At 35.3% G+C, this 22,043-nt stretch carries 10 protein-coding genes; 2 read left to right on the top strand and 8 right to left on the bottom strand.

Going from position 1 to position 22,043, the window contains the following annotated elements; translation table 11 throughout:
• Window positions 1-35 precede the first annotated feature (35 nt).
• A complete protein-coding gene (locus AB674_RS14020) occupies window positions 36-3,722 on the bottom strand; it encodes an HYR domain-containing protein (RefSeq protein WP_047777559.1) in 3,687 nt (1,228 codons plus the stop codon).
• A gap of 423 nt (window positions 3,723-4,145) precedes the next feature.
• Here AB674_RS14020 and AB674_RS21920 point away from each other — a divergent pair, with 423 nt between their 5' ends.
• On the top strand, window positions 4,146-4,838 hold the full coding sequence (locus tag AB674_RS21920; RefSeq protein ID WP_053004278.1) for an NIPSNAP family protein: 693 nt from the start codon (window positions 4,146-4,148) through the stop codon (window positions 4,836-4,838).
• 201 nt (window positions 4,839-5,039) lie between these two features.
• Here the strand turns inward: AB674_RS21920 and AB674_RS14010 are convergent, their stop codons facing one another.
• From AB674_RS14010 to ppdK, 6 genes are all read right to left on the bottom strand, one after another.
• On the bottom strand, window positions 5,040-8,249 hold the full coding sequence (locus AB674_RS14010) for a hypothetical protein (RefSeq protein WP_047777557.1): 3,210 nt from the start codon (window positions 8,247-8,249) through the stop codon (window positions 5,040-5,042).
• Window positions 8,250-8,602: 353 nt separating this feature from the next.
• Window positions 8,603-9,802: a sodium:proton antiporter gene (locus tag AB674_RS14005; RefSeq protein WP_205625360.1), complete on the bottom strand. Its 1,200-nt coding sequence runs from the start codon at window positions 9,800-9,802 to the stop codon at window positions 8,603-8,605.
• Window positions 9,803-10,104: 302 nt separating this feature from the next.
• Window positions 10,105-10,296 (bottom strand): cold-shock protein, encoded by a 192-nt coding sequence (locus AB674_RS14000; protein ID WP_047777553.1) that lies wholly within the window; start codon window positions 10,294-10,296, stop codon window positions 10,105-10,107.
• Between the two features lie 151 nt (window positions 10,297-10,447).
• Window positions 10,448-11,872, bottom strand: coding sequence for a SusD/RagB family nutrient-binding outer membrane lipoprotein (locus AB674_RS13995; protein WP_047777551.1), 1,425 nt, complete (start codon window positions 11,870-11,872; stop codon window positions 10,448-10,450).
• Between the two features lie 12 nt (window positions 11,873-11,884).
• The gene (locus AB674_RS13990) at window positions 11,885-15,061 is read right to left on the bottom strand and encodes a SusC/RagA family TonB-linked outer membrane protein (protein ID WP_047777549.1); all 3,177 of its coding nucleotides are present in this window, start codon (window positions 15,059-15,061) and stop codon (window positions 11,885-11,887) included.
• An 876-nt stretch (window positions 15,062-15,937) separates the two neighbouring features.
• The gene (ppdK, locus tag AB674_RS13985) at window positions 15,938-18,727 is read right to left on the bottom strand and encodes a pyruvate, phosphate dikinase (RefSeq protein WP_047777547.1); all 2,790 of its coding nucleotides are present in this window, start codon (window positions 18,725-18,727) and stop codon (window positions 15,938-15,940) included.
• A 501-nt stretch (window positions 18,728-19,228) separates the two neighbouring features.
• Here ppdK and AB674_RS13980 point away from each other — a divergent pair.
• Window positions 19,229-20,248 (top strand): hypothetical protein, encoded by a 1,020-nt coding sequence (locus AB674_RS13980; RefSeq protein WP_047777545.1) that lies wholly within the window; start codon window positions 19,229-19,231, stop codon window positions 20,246-20,248.
• On the opposite strand, the gene AB674_RS13975 is transcribed toward AB674_RS13980, so the two are convergent.
• Window positions 20,232-21,734: an NAD(P)/FAD-dependent oxidoreductase gene (locus AB674_RS13975; protein WP_165579379.1), complete on the bottom strand. Its 1,503-nt coding sequence runs from the start codon at window positions 21,732-21,734 to the stop codon at window positions 20,232-20,234. The two genes, AB674_RS13980 and AB674_RS13975, sit on opposite strands and share 17 nt — an antisense overlap.
• Window positions 21,735-22,043: the final 309 nt, after the last annotated feature.

Genomic DNA, 22,043 nt, shown 5'->3' with positions numbered 1-22,043 from the left:
CTCTTGTGCGAAAACAGCTGATCTGAGACCATTATTTAATCTTTAATCACTTTTTTCGTTACAGTTCCCATATCATTTGAAACTCGAAATAAATAGACACCAACCGGCAAATTAGATACATTTAGTTTGGTAGATATGGTTTTTAATTCTCTTGTAATAAGAAGATTCCCCGTTACATCAAAAACGTCCAATTTGGCGCTATTTAGTATATTCACGTCAATTGTTATGAAATCTTTAACCGGATTTGGATACAATTTGAATGAATCTTGGAAAGTAAAATCTTTTGTTGCCAGAACTGCAACATCAAAACAGGTACTTGTAGCCGTACAGCTGTTTTTAGTAACCTCTACCGCATAGCTTCCTAATTGTTTGGGTGTAAAAGTGGGATTGTTTTCGTTTGGAATGGCTGTAAATACTCCATTATTACAGGTCAGCCACTTATAAGTTGCCGCTGTTTCGGCAACAGTTAATTTACCTTCATTGTAAGAAACTGTTAAATCAATACCTTTTATTGTTACTAGTTGTGTTGCTGTGGCTGTATTGTTGCTTCTGTCTTTTACAATCCAGGTTACAGTTGTGTTTCCTATAGGGAAATTTGCCGGTGCATCATTTGTAACTGAAGCAACTGAGCAATTATCAGCAGTTATTGGATTTCCCAATGCGATTCCTGCTGCTTTACAGTTAAACGTGGTATTTGATACTATTGCCGCAGGAGCAGTAATTGTTGGCGGTGTTACATCTTTTACTGTTACTATTTGGGTGGCCGTTGCACTATTATTGCTTTTGTCTTTTACGGTCCAGGTTACGATTGTGCTTCCTAATGAGTAAAATTTTGGAGCATTACTAGTTAGAGAAGCTACCGAACAATTATCTGCCGTTACCGGAGTTCCTAATACGACATCCGTTGCTGATAGTGTGCAACCTGCAGCAGTCAGATTCACCGTTACAGCAGTTGGAGCTGTAATGGTAGGTAAGGTAATGTCTTTTACCGTTATGGTCTGAGCAGCTGTTGCAATATTACCGCTTGCATCTTTTACGGTCCAGATTACTGTTGTGTTTCCTACAGGAAAAACAGTAGGAGCATTATTGGTTACTGAAGCTACGTTACAGTTGTCTGATGTTATGGGAGTTCCCAGTACAACAGCTGTCGCTGTACAATCTAAATTGGCGTTGACTGTTACAGCTGCCGGAGCAGTTATAGTCGGTCTTTCAATATCAGAATCTGTGATTATTATAAAATTCTTAGTTATCGTTGCCGATTCATTATCCATTATTTTACAAGAATAATTTCCAGCCGTTAATCCGGTAATTTCCGGCGTTGTTGCTCCATTAGACCAAAGGTAGGTATAAGGTGCTTTTCCTTCATTAACAGAAACTATCGAAGCCGAACCTGTAGCACTGTCAAGGCAAGTAACATTGGTTTGGATCGTTGTTGCGTTTAGAGGTGTAAAATAGGTACCCCTCAGACGAATGAAATACGAGGAAGTAAAACTCTTATAAGAAGAAAACACGCCACTAACATTAATTTTTCCATCTGGAAATAATGAAATAGAGTAAATCGGAGCTACAAATTGGTTTCCTGTATCAAATGAAGCGTCTATACTTCCATCAGAATTTATACGGGTTAAACGGCTTTGCGCAATTCCTTGAAAAGTATCAAACTCCCCTCCTACAAGTATTTTTTCATCAGGTTGTAAAACCAAAGAACTAATTTCAATACCATATCCTGTTCGTACACTTTCAGATCCAATGGACTGAGTAAAAGAAGGGTCTTTGCTCCCATCTGAATTTAAACGAACCAGGTAATTTTGATAATTTCCGGTAGTAGGTGAGAAAAGACCGGCCACCAGTATTTTTCCATCAGGCTGCAAAGTTATTTTTTGAACATTAATCGCCAAATTATATAACGTTCCGATATCAAACGAAGTGTCTTGGCTTCCATCCGGATTTAAACGAACCAAATATTTTTGAGGAATTGGATTAAGAGTAGTAAATGACCCTCCTACCAGTATTTTGCCATCGGGTTGTGCTACTATAGAAGAAATTATTGCTTTAGATAAATCAAAACTATTTCCGGCTGTAAAAGAAACATCGTTAGTACCATCAATATTCAAACGAAATAATCTTCTAACAGGGAGATACGGATAACTATCAACAAAAGCACTTATGATTATCTTTCCATTGGGCTGCAAAGCTATAACTTCAACATCATATTCAGATGATCTAAGGAAAGAAGTGTCACGAGAACCATCAGGATTTAATCTAACCAGAGCATTTCTGCCTGAATTCCCGAAGTTAGTAAATTTACCTCTTATCAATATTTTCCCATCAGCCTGTAATAGTATCGATTGAACTTCATCATTGAATTCAGCCGGCGGGTTAAATGAAGTGTCCTTGCTTCCATCAAGGTTTATGCGAATCAGTTTTTTTTGTGTAACTCCCTGAAAATTGTCAAAATATCCTCCTATCAAGGTTTTTCCATCACCTTGCACGGCTGAGCACTGCACAGCTGCGTCAAAACCTGTGTCTTTGTTAAAAGAAGAATCTCTTCTTCCATTGGCATTTAAGCAAACTATACCTTTCTCAATAATCTTATTGCAATAGTTAAATTTACCGCCAATAAGGATTCTTCCATCATTTAAAATAGCTGTAGCCAAAACGTCTGCATTTGCTTTTCCTGTAAGAAGATTTGCTCCATCATCAAAAGAAGCGATTGAAAAAGTACTATCTAGACTTCCGTCCGAATTAAAACGATAGACACCATCATCACCGGAAGAATTATTAGGCTTATAAAAACTTGCAATTAGTTTTCCATCAGGCTGGAGGGACATATTACTTGCATATTCATTATTCATATATGCAAAATTAATTGGATTAGTAAATGAAGTGTCATTGCTGCCGTCGGGATTTAAACGAATTAAATATTTCTGAGCCACTCCCTGATAAGTTCTAAAGCCTCCACTAGCGATTATTTTTCCGTCACTTTGTATTAAAACAGAATATACGTAATTACCAACAAAGCCAGTTCCTGTATTAAACGAAGTATCTTTGGAACCATCTACATTCAAACGAATCAAATATTGCTGAGCCACATCCTGAAACGTACTAAACTTGCCACTTACAACTATTTTTCCATCAGATTGAACGGCGACAGCAGTAATATCATTATCAAATCCGTTGCCTATATTAAAGGCTGTATCAAGGCTTCCATCGGCATTCAAACGAATCAATCGTCTCTGTGGCGTAGAATATATCTTTTTATTAGCTACAAGTATTTTTCCATCAGATTGAACTGTTATAGCACTCACAGAAACCGAACTTTCGCCCACACCTCCTCCAAATAGAAAAGAAGTATCTTTACTTCCGTCTGCATTTAAACGTATTACACGAGATTGTTCAACGTTATCGTTTCCTCCTACCAGTAATTTTCCATCAGACTGCAAAGCGATAGATTTTACAGTAAAACGAGTAATATCCTCGTTATAAACAAAAGTCGGATCCAGACTTCCGTCAGGGTTAATACGAACCAATCCATTAGTTCTCTTACTCCTAAAGACAGCAGCTCCTTTTATGATTATTTTACCGTCAGGTTGTGTTACGATACATTCTACCAAACCGCCAAATCCGGGTGAAGGTCCAAAATGGTGCTCCACATCAGCAGCGTTTTGAGCAAATAGTATTAAAGATTTTAGAATAAAAAAAAAGAGTAGAGTTTTTTTCACTTAAATAGGTTTTTAAAATGTTATAGCTAAAACAATAGGTTCAAAAGATGAATCTTAAAAAACTAACAAACATAAGAAAAAACTTTTCTTTAGATTTTATATTGATAAATAATTTGTTAAAAAACAAACATTTTACAATAGTTTGATAAGTGTTTTAACTTATTCTTTCTTAAATCTAGCAGCCGCTATAGATGCGCAATGGTTAAATCAAATTATAACTTGCTTAAAAACGGTTCTAATCCCTTTAGCACTGCGAAGGACAAAATTTTCAAAGAAATCTGAGGCTTTTTTGTTCGCTTTTTTTATACTTTCTTTCCTAACTTTGTGTGCACAGAATTCTAATCTGCGCTAAAGACTGTCATCAGGTAAATATTTTTTTCTTTCAAATCAAGTTCCATAAATTTTAAAAAATAAAAAAACGAAATGAAGCATACACAACAAGAAAACGATAAGGGAATTACTGTTTTAGAACTTCGTAATTATTTACTAAAGCCCAATAAACTGAACGATTTTGAAGAATATTTCAATAATCATTTTGTAACCCCAATGGCTAAACTGGAAGGCTTTACTCTGGGACAATTTAAAATTAATAATGTAAATGATCGATTTGTTTGGCTACGTGGGTTTACAGACATGAAAACGAGAGTAAACTTCTTAAATGATTTTTATATCAACAGTCCAACATGGAAAAATTTTGGACAAGGAGCTAATGCTATGATGCTAAATTCAGATCACGTGCATTTACTGAAACCATTAGAAAAAAGTACCACTCTTGACTTTTTAGACGTAAATGAAGGGATTGTACTTGTAGATTTTTATATCTGCAATAGCACTTTAAATAAGGTTATTGATCTATTTAATACTACATACATTCCGTTTTTGAAATCTTTGAATATTAGCGACCTATCCCTTTGGGTCAGCGAAATGCAGGAAAATGATTTTCCGAGACTTCCCGTTTTTCAGGATAAAAATCTTTTGGTAACAATTACAAAGTATAAGGATTTGGCTGAATACGAAAAAAAGCAAAAATTGATCGCAGAAATGAATATAGAGCTAAAAATAGCGCTACAGGAATTAGTAACAATCCATAGCAATTTAGTGCTCGAAAAAATCTAAGGGCATTTGGGGATTGTTAGGTTAGGTTCTGTAATGCTTGTTATCTTAGTAAACGACTACAAGTTTAAGGGAAACCATTTCGGATATCTAAACAATACTTAAGTCACAAAACTAATAGCTCAATTCTTTCGAATTGAGCTTTTTTTATGATCTAATTTTATTCTGCAGTTTTAGCTTTAAATAATCAGCCAATTGTTCTTTTTATTTATTTTTACTTCCCAATTTTTCCAAATATTCACCCAGTGGAATATCCAGTCCAAAACCATAAAAAGCATTGTCTCCAAAATTATAATCCTTAACAAATGGAAAGCCTAGAATTAAATTAACATCTAAAGCATTATAAAATCGCATCCCGACTCCTACACCAACATGCGGAAAATCAAAATTCTCGTTAGTAGTGGTATTAGCCACATTGTAGAGTAATCCTGATCCATAAACAATGCTATATATTTCATTTATAAAAGGAGCTTTTTTATTAAGATAAACGTCATCTTTAACTACATTTTCATATCCTTCAAAGCGTTTGAAATTCGCAATACGCCATTTTACTCCTATTTTTTCTGACGCAAAACTAATGTTGTTAATTGTTTCTGTATCTGAAATTTTGAACTTTTTAAAAAAGAAATTTTGATCTAACCCCAGACTGAGATAAAGTGAAAAAACTGCTTTATTATTCCTGTTGTAATATTGTTGCAACTCATTTAAAAATGAAACGACGTCTATTTCGACATATTCCTCTGCCGGATTAATTAAAGTATATTTTTTCATGGCATTGATAAAAAGTATGTAGCTGTCTTTAAATTCACCAGCTGTGAGATTGTCTTCTACTTTTTTACTTCCATCTCTTAGCATATTAACGATACTTTGATATGTTTCTGCCTTATCCAGGTTGTTAAGATTGGAAATAAACTCAAAGAGATTCATAAGTTCTTCATCATAATTACCAATACCTTTTATTCCCTGTAATGCTCTTATTTTAAGTAAGGGAATTATAATTTTTGTATGGGAAATAATTGCATCATAAAGAGTATCATTTTTTTGATCTCTAACCTTAAGTTCTATCATTTTCTCTGATATGTACTCATCTAAGTAAACGATATCACTCATATGTATATCATCATTATTAATGAGAGACTTTATTGTAGCGTGTATTTTTGGTAGAATAACTGAAGCCTTAGCAATAGTTGCTGAATCTACTTCTTTAATATCAAAGTCATTACCTGTTGTAACTTCATCTAATACAGTAGTTAAATATTCGTTGTAAAAATCATTTGACTCTGCAATTATGTTATAATTATTATCAATATTTTTCCTCTTACTTTCTTTTATATTCACAATATTTTTATTCCTATCTGCAATGTTATCATCTAGATTCAGCATTAAATCCTTATTTTCTTTGAATCCCCTTTTTAAATCCGATATAACAGCAACTACAAACTTTCCTTCAATCCATGAATTTATTTGGAGAGCTTCCCTCAGAATCTCTTTTTTGGGTAAAGTGTTAAGGTATTTATCTAGTTCCAATATTGAATTTAGGGCAACTATAGTTAAATTATTATTATTATTATTATTATTATTATTATTATTATTATTATTATTATTATTATTATTATTATTATTATTATTATTTGAAGAATTACGTACTTTAATTTTGTTATTTATTTTATCAATATATTCATTTATCACTTTTATGGTGGGGTCATCTGGAAAACTTGTCGCATCTAAATGTTTTAGATCTGGCATCTCATTACTTGAAAACTTAAATTTGGCTTTGAATTTCAAAAAATCTTTTATTATAGCATCCACTTGATTTTGAACAGAAGGGTCCTTAAACTCTGCTCTAAACGATTTTAGAATATTCTGAATCTGAACATAATCATTGTAAGCCAGTATAGTTAATTTGCCGCAGTCATTCTCACAATTCTCACTTAAAATTTCCTCAACATTTGGTCTGCTCCTTAGTCTATCAGCATTTATGATACTAATTTCGCTCTCCAAATTTCTTATTTGATTGAGCATATCATTAATATAAGAATATTTGCTTTTCCATGATTTTTCATTTAACATTGGAGCAATAAGTGCAATACTCTCACCTTGTAAATTCTTCATAATATCAACTACTTTCTTACCCTTGTTTTTCTTAAGAAATTCATTAATGACATCATAATTTTTTACATATGGCGTAATTTTTCTGCAAACATAAACTTTCATACTATCGAGACTTTTCTTAAAATCGGTAGCGTCCTTTTTTACTAGATTTGTTTTACTCTCTAGACCTGAATAAAATTCACTTGTTCGATAATCAATTTTATTCTTGAAAAAACCTTTCTTTTGTAACTCAGGAATATCTGACAAAGAAAGACTTACAACGTCGAGAATAATTCCAAAAGGAATCTCTATATAATATTTCGTTATATTTTTTACTTTATTGTCTAATTTTATCTTTTCTTCAGCAATTTTTAAATTGCTGATTTTTTCTTTAAGTTCAGCTTTTTCTTTTGTGTTTTTTCCATCTAGTTTATTAAGTTCATCGTTTAATTGAATTTCCATCTTCAGCAACTTCTCATATTTTGCAATTGAATTGTTAATTTCTATCAAATAATTATTTAGTTGTATAATGTTATTCCCCGATTGAAGATAATCTTTGAATTCTGATAAATAATACCCTACTGAATCAATGCTTTTAATGGCGTTGTTTGACGACATTTGATCAATAATCTTCAGGCTTTCAGTTTTTTTTAATGCGATAATTGCTTCCTTATCATTAGTAATATTTTCCCTTAAGTTCAAACGAGCTAATTTTTTTTTAAGTTTTATCAGATCATTCTTTTTTTTAACTAAACTGGCAAAATCATTTTCGCTCAAAGTATTTATAACTTTAAGACCACTTTCTACTTCTCCTTCAAGTGTATTGATTGATGCATTTAAGTCCTTCCGTCTATCATTCTTTTTATAATGATTTTCCCTTTGCTTTATAATCATATCTTGATTGTAAGGGGATGAAATTTTATACTTAGAATAAGCGTAATTCATATCAAAAAGCTGCTTCTCGGGAGATTTCAATATAGCGTATGCTACTCCTAAGGAAAGGGAATAATTTGTAGTGAGTTCCAGTATCTCTTTTTCAATCACCTGCGGGTTCTTTTCATTTAAAAGTACATTGAGACAATTCTGAACATAATATTTAGTTGTAAAATTTGCTTCGGGGAATAATCTGTACATAAACCTTCTAAGCGCTTCCTGTCTAAGCTCCTTTTGTTTACTCATAATGATTTCAGTCAACACTTCGACATCAATTGTTCCTTTATTCATTGTTAGTTTCTCTAACCCTACTGCTAGGGTTGGATTTACCTGTGCTGAAATGGTTAGACTAAAAAATAATGCAAACAGTAAGAGTAGTTTTTTTTTCATAAATGATAGAATTAAGATTATGCTCAGATTCTCTTGTTAAAAAAATCTAAATACTATATCAAATATAAAGTTCTTCGGCGAAATGTAGTCGAGTATAAACACTTATTTTCAAATAGTTAGAATTGTGATTTATTCAATTTTCAACAAGACATTCAAGCCATATTAATAAAGGCAATAAAAGGCAAACGCTACATATAGTAAGTCAATCGCTTCAAATCCTTCTTAAATTGGTCTGTAATTTGTTTAGTCGAAGTCACAAAACTAAAAAGCTCGATTCGAAAGAATTGAGCTTTTCAATGCGTTCAGAAAACGAGGGTAGATACAATTTTTTTAATATTGGGAAGGCTTTAGGTCTACCCCAAAACCCTATCCTCCTTCGAAAACATCAACCCCAACATCATTACGATAGCGCTCAAAATAATCACCTGTGTCAACAAGGAGTTGCTAATAAAACCAACCTTTTTAGAAAGTGGTATTGACAAAAAAAGCATAATGGTTATTAAACCACGTGGTGCTATAAAAAGCAATGGACTAATCGGTGTTTTTGAAACTTTAAGTTGAATAAACCGAATAGAAATAATGACTGCTACAATGCCAAGAGCAAAAGGTAAAGTGCTGGTATTTAGTACTGTTTCTGTAGTAATAGTATACCCAAAAAGCAAAAAGAATATCGTTCGGATCAGAAAAGCAACTTCACCTATTAATTTGCTAAATCGGTGAACTTCTATATTCAATCGTTTGGGTTCCAGTTTTTTTATAAATGAGAAATGCGTTAACTCATCCAGATTATTCAAAAAGAGACCGAAGATTAAGATAAAAATAAGAGCCGGTAAATGATAAATTTTAGAAACTTCGTAGATCAAAATTATCATGACCATAATGGGAATGAATTTTACGTGATGGTCAATTTTTTTGATTACAAAAGCTAAACCGATGCTAGCTATTAAGGATATAAGCAGCATAACCACAACTTGAGCAATAAAAGTTATAAATGAACCTATTCCAATAGTATCATTGGATAAGAAGAAATTAAAAATAATAACGCCTAAGATATCAGACATACTGCTTTCGTAAACTACAAATTCTTTTTTGTCGTCTGAAAGGTTCTGAACACTAGGAATAGCGATAGCGCTACTGATAATACAAAACGGAATGGCATTTATAAAACTATTAATGATGGAGGCACCCGTAAAATAATTGATCCCAAAACCAATTATCAGAAAAAGAAATAATAAGGGGATTAAAGCAGATAAAAATGATTTTGAAATCATCGCCTTTTTATTTTTATTGAGCTCTAAATCCAATCCCGCCTCCAATACGATTAAAATCAATCCGAGGGTTCCTATTGCAGGTAATAAGGGTTCCAGGTTAGGAATTTCTATTTCTAAAAAAAGTGCTGCATAACGCAAACAATACCCCATAAGCAACAATATAATTACGGTCGGTATCTTGGTTCGCTTTGAACTTAGGTCAAAAGCATAGGCAACTAAAACAAGCAAACAAAGAGAAATTATCATAAATACAAAATATTTTTCCAGTGATATGGAATTCAAAATTTTGCCGTTTTTAAGAAATGCAAAAAAGACACGGCAGTACAACTTTAAAATTCAATATACAAAAAAATGAGGGACACTGTTGTAAAGTTCAGTTTAAATCCTGTGATATGCCCATTTTAGTGGTAATCTGAAGAGTTATATCGTTTGATTTCTATTTGGTTTTACGATAAATAAATCTATAAAGGCGATAAATAAATACTGCCAAAGAATAAAAAAGGAGAAAGAAACCACGGCAAATTATAAGCATAAAAAAAGCATCTGCCGGTAACAGATGCTTTTTTTATACGCTCAGTAAGACTTTAAAGTACAACTACATTTACCGCGTTTGGGCCTTTTTTACCTTCAGCAATCTCGAAACGAACTTCATCGTTTTCACGAATGTTTTCTGTTAGACCTGAAACATGAACAAAGACCTCATTTCCACCATTCTTTGGTGTAATAAATCCAAAACCTTTTTCTTCATTGAAGAATTTTACTGTACCTTCTTGCATCTTAAAATAATTATTTGTTAAATACAAATATAATATTTTTAACAGTACTATTCTGAAAATAATAACTTATGTTGAAATATTTTATTCATTTTCAAATCTAAACAATTATAATTAAGATTCAGTTACACTCTGAGCTTTTTTTTGTTCTAATTTATTTGGTGTCAAACCACAGTTTTGTTGTAAGCAAATCCTTTCCTTGAGCAGCAACTGCCGCCTGATAACTGGTTCCGTTTAGCGATTGTTCTGTACCCGGATAAAAGAAACGAGAAGGCAGTTGTCCGTCTAAAACAGTAGCCGGACCCGCTGTCAGTACCGGATAGTCGAGTCTCCTCCATTCTGCAAAGGCATCCAGACCTTGTCCAAAAAAGGCTATCCATTTTTGTGTACCTATCGATTTGGCGTAATTGGCGGCATCGTATTTTACAGTGGGCTGATCCAGATAATCTGAAATAATGGTTGCATTGGTAATCCCAAATTGGCTGAATGATGCCGTAATAGCACTTTTATAAAGCTGTTCTGCGTCTCCGGCAATGTAACCACGTGCAGCCGCTTCAGAAAGATTAAACAGGACTTCAGAATAAGAAACCAGTACAGCCGGTGATGCCGAGGTTAGGAAATACGAGCCCGGTTTTGATGTTTTAGCAAAACCCTGACTGTTGGCATCGCTGTTTGATAATCCGTTAGCGCCTCCAACGTACTTACCTACACTCGCATCTGATGGTAACTGAGCATACACAGGCAAACGTGGATCGGACAATTCCTTTAACTTATCTACTACGGTCTTTGAGATACGAAAATCATCACGTGTTTCAAACCAGGCCGATGCCGGATTTTGTTGTGGTGAACTGGTGTAAACAAACTGAAAAATTTCGCTATTGCTGCTAATTAGCCCCGCAGCATCAGTTGTTGCTTCAATTGCGGCTTGTTTTGCCAAAGCAGGTTCTCTGTCTGATATTCTCAAGGCGATACGCAAACGAAGCGAATTGACCAGTTTTTTCCATTTTGCGATATTGCCTTTATAAGCCAAATCACCCGTTACTGCTCCGTTTGTTGTAGCCAATAAGGACTGAGCACGTTTTAAATCTTCAAGTAATCCGGTATAGACTTCTTTTTGAGTATTGTATGCCGGTGTTACTTTTAGGCCCGCTTCTTTATAAGGAATGCTTCCATAAGCGTCGGTCAATAATAAAAAAGTCCAGGAACGTAAGGTCAGTGCGATTCCTTTATAATTTGAATTGGCCTGCTGATCCGGAAAATTCAGAATCGTATTCAAATCTGTAATTAAAGTAGAGTAACCGGCATTCCACAAATAAGTAAAAGAATTGTTCGACACATCATATCGGTCGGGTTCGGTATATTGAACTTTAGCCCAATGTTGTACAAATAACAAAGACGAATTAAAGTTGTTGTCTGAGCCCCAGTATAAGTCGGCACCTTGTTTTAATGTTCCTGTTAAAAGGAAGGGCGCCAATGGTGTCTCTGTAGCATTTGGATTTTTATTAATATCATCCAAAGTATCACTGCAGGAGGTTAATGCCAATGCAGATAGAAGTATATAGGATAGTTTTTTTAACATGATTCGGTATTTTTAAAATTTAAGATTAACATTAAGGCTAAAACTTCTGGTGGTTGGCAACGATAAACTTTCAAGTCCTTGCGCATTCCCAGTGTTAAAAGCCGATTCAGGGTCGATATTTGGCGCATCTTTGTAAATAAAAAACAGATTGCGACCTGTAGCAGTAACACTTGCTCCTGCTAATCCGAGTTTTTTAGCCAGCTTCTTATCAAAATTATAACCGAGTTTCACTTCTCTTAATTTTACAAAAGTCGAACTATAAACATAGGCTTCACTGATATTGTAAGAGGCTTTGTAATATTCCTGCGCACTAATCACCTGAGTATTGCGAGTTCCATTGGCATAAACACCATTAAAAATAACTCCATCATTATATACCGGTACCCCGTTTGGAGCAGTTCCACCTATTAGTAAGGTTTTTGTATTCCCTGAATAATAGTAATTTAATCCACCGTTGGCAGCATCACGACCTGGAAGGGTTTGCGCCAGTACACCCGTATAATTTCCTGTTCTGTTCGTTCCTGAAAAAATCTCTCCGCCTACACTGGCATCAACAAGAAAGGACAATTCGAGGTTTTTGTAGGTCAATGTGTTTGTAATTCCGGCCAGATAGTCCGGGGTATAATTCCCTAATACTCTCTTTTGTGGATCAGCTTTTGGCAATCCGTTTGCACCTACTACTATATTTCCGTTAGCGTCACGTTGGTAAGCTGTACCATAAAGTGCTCCATAGGCTTGTCCAACCGATGCCAATACGTCAACACCTCCTGAAGAACCGATAGTGTAGTTTTTAATCTTTCCTTCATAATCCAAAACTTCTACTTTACTTTTATTGGTTGAATAATTTAACCCAATATTCCATTTGAAATTTTCACTTTGAATGGGAGTTCCATCTAATTGAATTTCTAAACCACGGTTGTTTATTTTACCGGCATTGATTAATTGTGAATTATAACCACTGGCAGCTGTTGTTTTGATCTCCAGAATCTGATCAAAACTATTGGTGTTGTAATAAGCCACATCCAGGTGCAGTCTGTTTTTCCAGAAAGAAGATTCTATCCCCAATTCGGTTGAGCGGGTTGTTTCGGGTTTCAGGTCTGCATTAAGTTTCTTTTGTGAGGAAGTTTGAATTGGATTTCCATCGAATGCACTTTGAAAATTGTAAACAGTAGCCAATTGATAAGGATCAGCATCATTCCCTACTTCCGACCAACCTGCACGCAACTTTAAGAAGTCAAGCGTATTGCTTTTCAAATTCAGGGCTTCTGATACCACTAAACTACCACTTACCGAAGGATAGAAATAAGAACGGTTACTGCTTGGCAATGTCGACGATATGTCATTTCGCCCAGTCAGGTTTAAATAAGCGTAATTTTTATAGCCCAGTTGTGCCGAAGCATACCCGCTATACACTCTCAATTTCGAAAACGTGTTTGATGATGTCAACGGATCGCGCGAATTTGTCAAGGTATACAAATCAGGTACAGCCAAACGTGGCGCCTTTTGATAGTTATTAGCATCACTATGGTTACGTACATTAAATCCTGCAAGAGCATCCAAAGTAAAATCCTCACTCAATTTGTTGTTATATTGCAAGATCGCTTCTGTATTTCTTTCTTCTACTGTATAAGCATCTTCAGCATACGATCCGAATGGCGTTCCATTTGTGCCATATTTAATGGTATATTTTCTGCGATCATTATAATAATCTACTCCTGTACGGAATTTAAAATCAAGTCCACTCGCAATCTTTGCTTCCAAATGAATGTCCCCTATTAAACGATTACGTTGTTGGCTGGTTGTATTATAATTGGCATTCCAATACGGATTGCTGTAATAACTGTTGTTCCAGTTGGTGTTCCAATCTTTATTAAGCTCATTGATATCAACCTGGCGACCGAACCAAAGAAACTGCAGCATCACACCGGCAGCACGGCTACCCGATGGTCCACCCGGCAATGTTGGAGCTGTTGTTACAATATAATTGGCCGTTACCCCTATTTTTATACTTTTAGATATTTGGTAATTGGTGTTTATGGTAAAGTTTGTTTTGTTGACTTCACTGTTAGGCACGGTCCCGATTTGTTTTTGATTATTGATTCCTAAACGAAAATCTGATTTTTCATCTGATCGGGCTATCGAAATACTATTATCGTAAGTAACTCCAGTATTAAAGAAATCTTTCACATTATCAGGATGTGCTACAAAAGGCACTGCTGCACCATTGGAATAGAATTGTGGAATAAGACGTCCGTCTAATTTAGGTCCCCAACTTTCATCAACTCCATCGTTAATTCCACCACCTTTACCGTCTACATAACTGAATTTTCCATTTGATCCTTGTCCAAATGAATTCTGAAAATCGGGTAAAGTTGCTACTTTTGAAATTGTTATACCGGTACTAAAATTGATCCCCAATCCTTTTTGACCTTTTCCGGATTTCGTAGTAATAAGCACTACACCATGTGCAGCACGTGATCCATAAAGGGCAGCGGCGTTAGGTCCTTTCAACACTGTTAAGGTTTCAATATCCTGTGGATTCAAATCGGCAATAGCATTTTTAAAATCACGAGTTGCTCCACCGGAATTCAACTGTGAGTTGTCTACCGGGATTCCGTCTACCACAAATAAGGGCTGGTTGTTTCCGGCTATAGAGGTTTCGCCACGAATAACAATACGGGATGATCCCATATCTCCTTGCGAATTGGTGATTCGTACTCCGGCCAATTTACCGGTAAGGCTATTCAGGAAATTCGACTCTTTTGTATTGGCTAAGTCCTTATTTTTAAGTGACTGGGTAGTATATCCTAACGATCTTTTTTCTTTTGAAATTCCCAATGCCGTAACTACAACTTCCGACAACACATTCTGTTCTTCTGTAAGTGAAATGGTAATAGGGTTTTCGGTAACCACAATTTCTGCTTTTTTATAACCCAAATAACTTACAATTAGTGTATAAGGGAATTTCTGACCTGTTTGGAAATAAAAATTTCCGTCTAAATCTGTTGCAACCCCGTGTGTAGTGCCTTTAATATTTACGGAAGCACCGATAACAGGCTCTTTTGTAACAGCATCAATGACTTTTCCATCAAGTTTGGACTGGATTAATGGTTTTGTCTCCTGCGCTATACTTCCAATGGAAATTAGCAAAATGCATAACCATATAGAGCTATTAATTATTTTTTTCATTACTTTGTTTTGGTTTAATAAATAAGGCAGGCCGGAATGGATTTAATCCACTCGCGCTATCCTTATAGAGATGTACAATTTCTTTAAGCTTCGCCATTTCTGTTCCCGCAGAAATGGTTTTTTTTTTACATGCAACGCATTCGTTTCTTCATTTTAAACTATTTTGGATTACTATTATATTTGAATTGATCTGTATAGCATTTCGTTCTAAAATTAAAAGCCAATCTTATTTGAAATTTTGCAAAAAGTATAGACTATCACTTTTAAAATTATCACAACATTTAAAAGATGAAAGAGCCAAATGACCTTCGCCTATTTAAAAATAAAGTCTCTTTGATGACCATCTTTTCTATTGTCTTTTGATTCATTTTAAATTCTACTAATTTGATAGAACAAAAGTATATTAAAAATGTAAAACCAAAAATTTTAGTTGTTTTTTTTTGTAAAAAAATGTTAATTCGTTCATTCTGAATATTTCAAATCACTAACAATAAGACAGTTAATACTTGTACTTACTTTGTGTAATGTGTAGGAATTTTTCTAATCAGATCGTATTGAATTAGAAATTAGTACTCTTTGTAAACTTGTTTAGAACTAAAAAAGAGCTCGTAATGGTCTTAATATGGATTTGATAATGCCGCAAAGACGCGAAGTCGCTAAGTTTTTCTTTTTATTTTTTGGCTTTTTGCTTGTGTTTTCCTCTTTCTTACTGTGGGTTTCTTGAAATGACACAGGATTTGAAAGTTTCTTTCTATTTTTCATTAAAACTTTGCGACTTCGCGACTCTGCGAGATTTCCACTCACTTTACATCAAAAAAAAAACAGCTGCAAGTTTATACCTGCAACTGTTTTAAAAAAAAACAAACTAAAAACTAACTAAAGAAGAACCAAATCTTCTTCTGTCTTTTTTATACTATTAACTTCCTTATTAGAATTTTTTTTTTCTTTGATGGCAGCCTGAGCAGCCGCTAGACGAGCAATTGGCACTCGGAATGGAGAACAACTTACATAATTCATTCCTACTAAATGACAAAACTCAATTGAAGACGGTTCACCTCCATGTTCGCCACAAATTCCAATTTTTAGGTCAGGACGTGTTGCCAGACCTTTTTCTGCTGCGATTTTGATAAGCTGCCCCACTCCATTTTGATCTAAAACCTGAAAAGGATCGTTTTTGAGAATTCCGTTTTCCAAATAAAACGGAAGGAATTTCCCCGCATCATCGCGTGAATATCCAAAAGTCATCTGTGTGAGGTCATTAGTCCCAAAAGAGAAAAACTCTGCTGATTCTGCAATTCTGTCCGCAACAAGTGCGGCGCGTGGTACTTCGATCATGGTTCCCACGGAATAGGCAATAGAATCTCCTTTTTCAAGGAAAACTTTCTCTGCAGTTTCCGTAACGATTTGCTTTTGCATTTGCATTTCTGCAAGTGTTCCGGTTAGGGGAATCATAATTTCAGGAAGCGCTTCAATTCCTGCTTTTTTCAGATTTATTGCAGCTTCTAAAATGGCTCTTGTCTGCATTTCAGAGATTTCCGGATAGGTGTTTCCTAAACGGCATCCACGGTGTCCTAACATTGGATTGAACTCGTGCATCGAGGCAATTTTATCCTGAACCGATTTAACAGAAATACGCATTTCTTCTGCCATTTCTTTTTGGTTCTCCAATTCGTGAGGAACAAACTCATGCAAAGGCGGATCCAATAATCGAATCGTTACCGGAAGTCCATTCATGGCTTCAAAAATACCTTCTAAATCCTTGCGTTGCATCGGCAATAGTTTTGCCAGTGCTTTGCGACGACCGGCTTCATCTTCTGCAAGAATCATTTCTCGCATGGCCATGATTTTGTCCTCTTCAAAGAACATATGCTCGGTTCGGCACAATCCGATCCCTTGCGCTCCAAAACGACGGGCAACTTCTGCGTCTTTTGGGGTATCGGCATTGGTTCTGACCTTCATGGTAGCGTATTTGTCCGCCATTTCCATCAAGGTATCAAAATCATCGCTTAGTACTGCAGCAGTAGTTTCGATTTTGCCTTTGTATATTTTACCGGTTGAACCATTTAATGAAATCCAGTCTCCTTCTTTCAGTACCAGATCCCCAATTGATACCGTTCTGTTTTTATAGTCGATCTGAAGACGCTCTGCTCCTGACACGCAACATTTCCCCATACCGCGCGCCACAACGGCTGCGTGTGAAGTCATACCACCACGTGCCGTCAGTATACCCTGAGCGGCCACCATACCTTTCAGGTCTTCAGGTGAGGTTTCAATACGGACCAAAATAACAGCACGGTTTTCCTCTGCTCCTAGTTCTGCATCATCTGCAAAAAACACAATTTGTCCGGTTGCTGCACCTGGTGATGCCGGCAATCCTTGTGCTACCAATGCGGCTTGATTTAAACTTTTTGGATCAAAAACCGGATGCAAAAGCTCATCAAGTTTGTTTGGGTCCACTCTTAATACTGCTGCTTCTTCGTCTAAGAGACCTTCCTTGTGCATGTCAATGGCAATGCGTACCATTGCTGCACCGGTGCGTTTTGCATTTCTCGTTTGCAGCATCCAAAGTTTACCTTCCTGAATCGTAAACTCGATATCCTGCATGTCTTTATAATGAAGCTCTAATTTTTTTTGTATATCGATTAATTCCTGAAAAATACTCGGCATTGTTTCTTCAAGCGATGGAAATTTTTCAGCACGAACTTCTTCCGTAATAGCTGCAACACTTGCCCATCTTCTGGAACCTTCAAGCGTAATTTGCTGAGGCGTACGAATACCGGCCACAACATCTTCTCCTTGTGCATTTATAAGATATTCTCCATTAAAAAGATTCTCACCTGTACTCGAGTCACGTGTAAAAGCAACTCCTGTAGCTGAACTTTCACCCATATTACCAAATACCATGGCTTGTATGTTCACGGCTGTACCCCAATCGTCCGGAATATGATTCAATCGGCGGTAATATACCGCACGTTCATTGGTCCAGCTGTCAAAAACCGCTATAACCGCTCCCCAAAGTTGTTCCCAAGGATCTGTCGGGAAATCGGTAGAAGTAAATTGTTTTACGGCGTTTTTAAATAAAGAAACCATCTCTTTGAAATGTTCTGCTGTAAATTCGCTATCTAATTTTACCCCTTTTTCGTGTTTTAATTGGTCAATAATTTCTTCGAAAGGATCTTCGTCTTCCTTGCTCTTTGGTTTCATCCCCATGACTACCTCGCTGTACATTTGAATGAATCTTCGATAAGAATCCCATACAAAACGTGGATTTCCGGTTTTTTCGATCAATCCTTCAACCACCTTGTCATTTAGACCTAAATTCAGAATCGTATCCATCATACCGGGCATAGAAGCACGGGAACCGGAACGTACCGAAACCAAACAAGGATTTAGATTGTCTCCAAATTTACTGCCCATTTGATCCTCAATCTGTAGCATTGCGGTATGGACTTCTTCTTTGATCTTCTCCAAAACGGCTACTTTACCTTCACTGTTGTATAATTTGCACATTTCTGTGGTAATGGTAAAACCTGGAGGTACTGGCATTCCGATAAGATTCATTTCGCATAGGTTGGCCCCCTTTCCACCCAGCAAGTCTTTCATTGACGCATCACCTTGGGCTTTTTTACTGCCAAAAGTGAATACCGTCTTTTGTAAATTAGTCATAATTTTTGTTGTTTGTTTAAGTAGTTATTTGCGATTATCGCATTACGAAATCGATGTAGTAAAATAAATAAAAAATTATTTTATAAAAAAATTTAATTTACTATAAAGATTAATTTTACTAAAATCTCGTGATTTAAGCCTAAATTTTGGGATAACCGTTTTTTTCTTTGGACTTAACTTGACACTAACTTATTCTCAGTAAATTCAGGATAAAATGATGTAAAATTGGTTTTAGACAGGGGCAATAAACGAGGAAAACCGTTTAGACAGAAACAGGTTATTTCGCAATAATTTAACAAATAAACTCTATTTGTATTATTTTTAAGAACCTAAAAGGTGTTCGAAGTAACCATCAAGATACTTTGTGGAATTAGAAAAGATTTTTATTACAGCTGTTTTTCTATATTTGGTATATCTAAACCGATAGAAGTACAAAATTCATCGGTTACGATTAAAAAAACCTGCCGATTCAAAACTTGGAATAGCCCCTAATTTAAAGCAATGAAAAAAAATGCGATCCTAATACTTCTACTCTCTTTTTTTACTTTTTCTTCCTGCAAGAAAGACCAAAAGACAGAAAAAGTAAAAACAGCTGATACTATTCGAAAAGAAGATATCGAAAAGGAAACCTCCAATAAGACCGCTACTTTATTTACCTTAAGCAATCAAGACAGCACGGAAGTTGTTAAAATCTCTGCCAGCGAAATCAGTTCTGATAATCCTTTTTTCCTGGTTGGGGAGAAAAATGCACTTACCGTTTCGAGATATACAAAAAATGGTAAAAGTTTACAATTCATTCAAAAAGAGACTTTGCTTTCAGATGAATTTTATTATGTCAATATTGACGAGCACCACTTCTTGCGAAAAAAGATTCAAAACGAAGACTATTTTCTGTTTGCTGTAATGGAGTCTTCACAAGGCAATGGAGATCGTGAGATAATTTTAAATTTTATTATGCTAAATGTAAATAATCTGAAATCCTATACCTTAAAATATGTCGGAGAAGCTACTTTAAGATCTGATGAGGGTATTGATGGTGCGTTTTTAAAAAATGAAAATTTAGAAGCCAATGCTACAATAAAAAAAGAATTGTATCAGTTTGCGAATAAAAGTAAGTGGGTTTACAATCCGACCGAAGAAGAAAAAGACATCAATTACTATAAAAACTTTGAACAAAAATGGCAATTAGACAACAATGCCAATACTGAATCTTCATTTCCGAATTCTGTAAAAAGTACGTACTACTCCGAAAATCTATTTCAGTTTAATGGCAATTACGACAAAGATCAGGTCATTGAAAACGATCGTTTTAAAATCGTTACTTACTTCCGTCATAACATTATAGGATACGACAAAACTAAAAAATTATACTTCCCGATTATTGCAGAATCGTGTGCTACAGGGTGTGACAAGAAAATCGAATTTGTATCGGAAAATGAAATAGAAATAACCTACGAAATTGCATCACAGAAGGCCGACACTCTGGACCTGAATACGATTCGGTTTACAAATAATGATTAAACTCTTGCTCTTTTTTATCGACAACAAGCAAGTGATTGGACAAAAGAAAAACGAGTATTTTTTTTGACTTTTCTATTCCAATAGTAGTATTCAAATGCGCTACTATACTGGAAACGACTTTGCCGTTTATGTTTTTTAAAAAAGGAAATAATTCGATTTGATCTAGGTAAACAGAAGGTCGTTCCAAGTTAGGATGCAGTAACGCTTCTTTTAGGACTATGCTGTCTTTGCTAATGGCATAAACTGTTTTAAACGTTGCATGAGGAGAAACTACAATTTCCTCATTCCAAAAACGATACAGAATAAAATCTACCGGAATGGGTTCTTGTTTTTTTTCAAAAAGTATACCATTTGTATTAAATTCTTTTTCCAATTTGAGTGTAAAATCCGTTTCATTTTTCGAAACATCGAGTTGAAAATTAGTTCTTTTTGTCCAGAACTCTGTTTTTTCGTTGCTAGTCCATGCATTGCGGTAGTAATCAGCTGTCCAATGCGCATGACTTACTACTGATTCTATCAATTTTTCTTCATAAAAATCCTTTGGGTGTGGCGAATCCGGATCTTTTAGATAAGTATTTATTGCAATAGCTACTTGCAAAGAAAAACGCATGGCCTTTTCTACCCCGGTTGAAGACAAAGGGTCTAAGGTAAAAGCAGCTTCCCCGATTTTTATAAATCCGTTCTTCCAAGGATTTTGATTCACAAACGAAGTAACGGAACAGGTTTCTATGGCCTCACCTCTGATTTCGTTTACAAATGGAGAGAATAATTTTGTTTTACGCATGACCTCCAAAAGATGGGATTCACTATTCTTTTTTAGGGCAATCGGATCCGTAAAAGTCATAATCCGATAGCGATTTCCACAAACGGGCGATCCCCATAACCAACCCTCTTCAACAGCTTCAATAAGCGCCTCGTTGCAGACTGAGTTCGTTTCTATGTGGGTCCAAACGGCGACCGCTGAAGGAGCAATTGGCATTCTTTCTTTTAAAAGCGTTCCTTTGCGCCCCCTTGCATCCAGTACTATTTTGGAACTAATTTTAATTTCATCCAAACCTGCTGTTATTTCTAATAGCCAACCGTTTTCAGAATTTAGAGCTTGTTTTAATTTTCCAGGTTGTATTATCTGTAATCCTTTCGAAACCGTGAATTCAAGTAAATCCTGATCCAGTTTACTTCGATCTACAATTATTCCACCCTTACTTTGAGCGGGACGATTGTAAACCTGTTCTTTGTTTTCCCAAATGACCTTGGCAGCACAATTTTCTAAATACGCTGGGTTTTCCAGTAGGTGTTTTGCATTCAGATATTCGAAAATATTCCGAATCCCCGGAGAAAGCGACTCGCCTATTTGTGGTCTTGGAAATTCTTCTTGTTCGAGCATACCAACCGTATATCCCATCTCTAATAAACGGATCGCTGCACACAATCCGGCAGGACCTGCGCCAAGAATAAACACGTCGAAAATTTCAGGTAACCGTTTCATTTTTCTGCTAATTAATTTACTAGTTGTTTTATGTTTGAAATTATACGGGCTATACTTCATTTCTGAATTTTAACACTATAAATTTCTGGTTAAAATTAGAATATTGGCAAAATATCATTTTGAATAGCCTCCTCCTGAAGCACAATGTCATTAAATTAAGGATTATCAAAAAAGTCTCACGCAGATTTTAGCAGATTGAAAAAAAATCTGCAAAATCTGCCGAATCTGCGTGAAAAAAACTCCTAACTTAATGACACTGAACTAAAGCAAGAGGCAAATTAATCCTTTTATACTTTCGTCAAATCGGTT

Origin of the sequence: Flavobacterium sp. ABG, assembly GCF_001027725.1 — a bacterium.
Lineage (GTDB): Bacteria > Bacteroidota > Bacteroidia > Flavobacteriales > Flavobacteriaceae > Flavobacterium > Flavobacterium cupriresistens.
This window is presented reverse-complemented; position numbering and strand designations above follow the sequence as displayed.

What these genes read in the sequence shown, in the direction of transcription:
- AB674_RS21920 (WP_053004278.1), top strand. Translation starts at nt 4,146, where the DNA reads ATGAAGCATACACAACAAGAAAACGATAAGGGAATTACTGTTTTAGAA.
- AB674_RS14010 (WP_047777557.1), bottom strand. Translation starts at nt 8,249, where the DNA reads ATGAAAAAAAAACTACTCTTACTGTTTGCATTATTTTTTAGTCTAACC.
- AB674_RS14000 (WP_047777553.1), bottom strand. Translation starts at nt 10,296, where the DNA reads ATGCAAGAAGGTACAGTAAAATTCTTCAATGAAGAAAAAGGTTTTGGA.
- AB674_RS13995 (WP_047777551.1), bottom strand. Translation starts at nt 11,872, where the DNA reads ATGTTAAAAAAACTATCCTATATACTTCTATCTGCATTGGCATTAACC.
- AB674_RS13990 (WP_047777549.1), bottom strand. Translation starts at nt 15,061, where the DNA reads ATGAAAAAAATAATTAATAGCTCTATATGGTTATGCATTTTGCTAATT.
- ppdK (WP_047777547.1), bottom strand. Translation starts at nt 18,727, where the DNA reads ATGACTAATTTACAAAAGACGGTATTCACTTTTGGCAGTAAAAAAGCC.
- AB674_RS13980 (WP_047777545.1), top strand. Translation starts at nt 19,229, where the DNA reads ATGAAAAAAAATGCGATCCTAATACTTCTACTCTCTTTTTTTACTTTT.
- AB674_RS13975 (WP_165579379.1), bottom strand. Translation starts at nt 21,734, where the DNA reads ATGAAACGGTTACCTGAAATTTTCGACGTGTTTATTCTTGGCGCAGGT.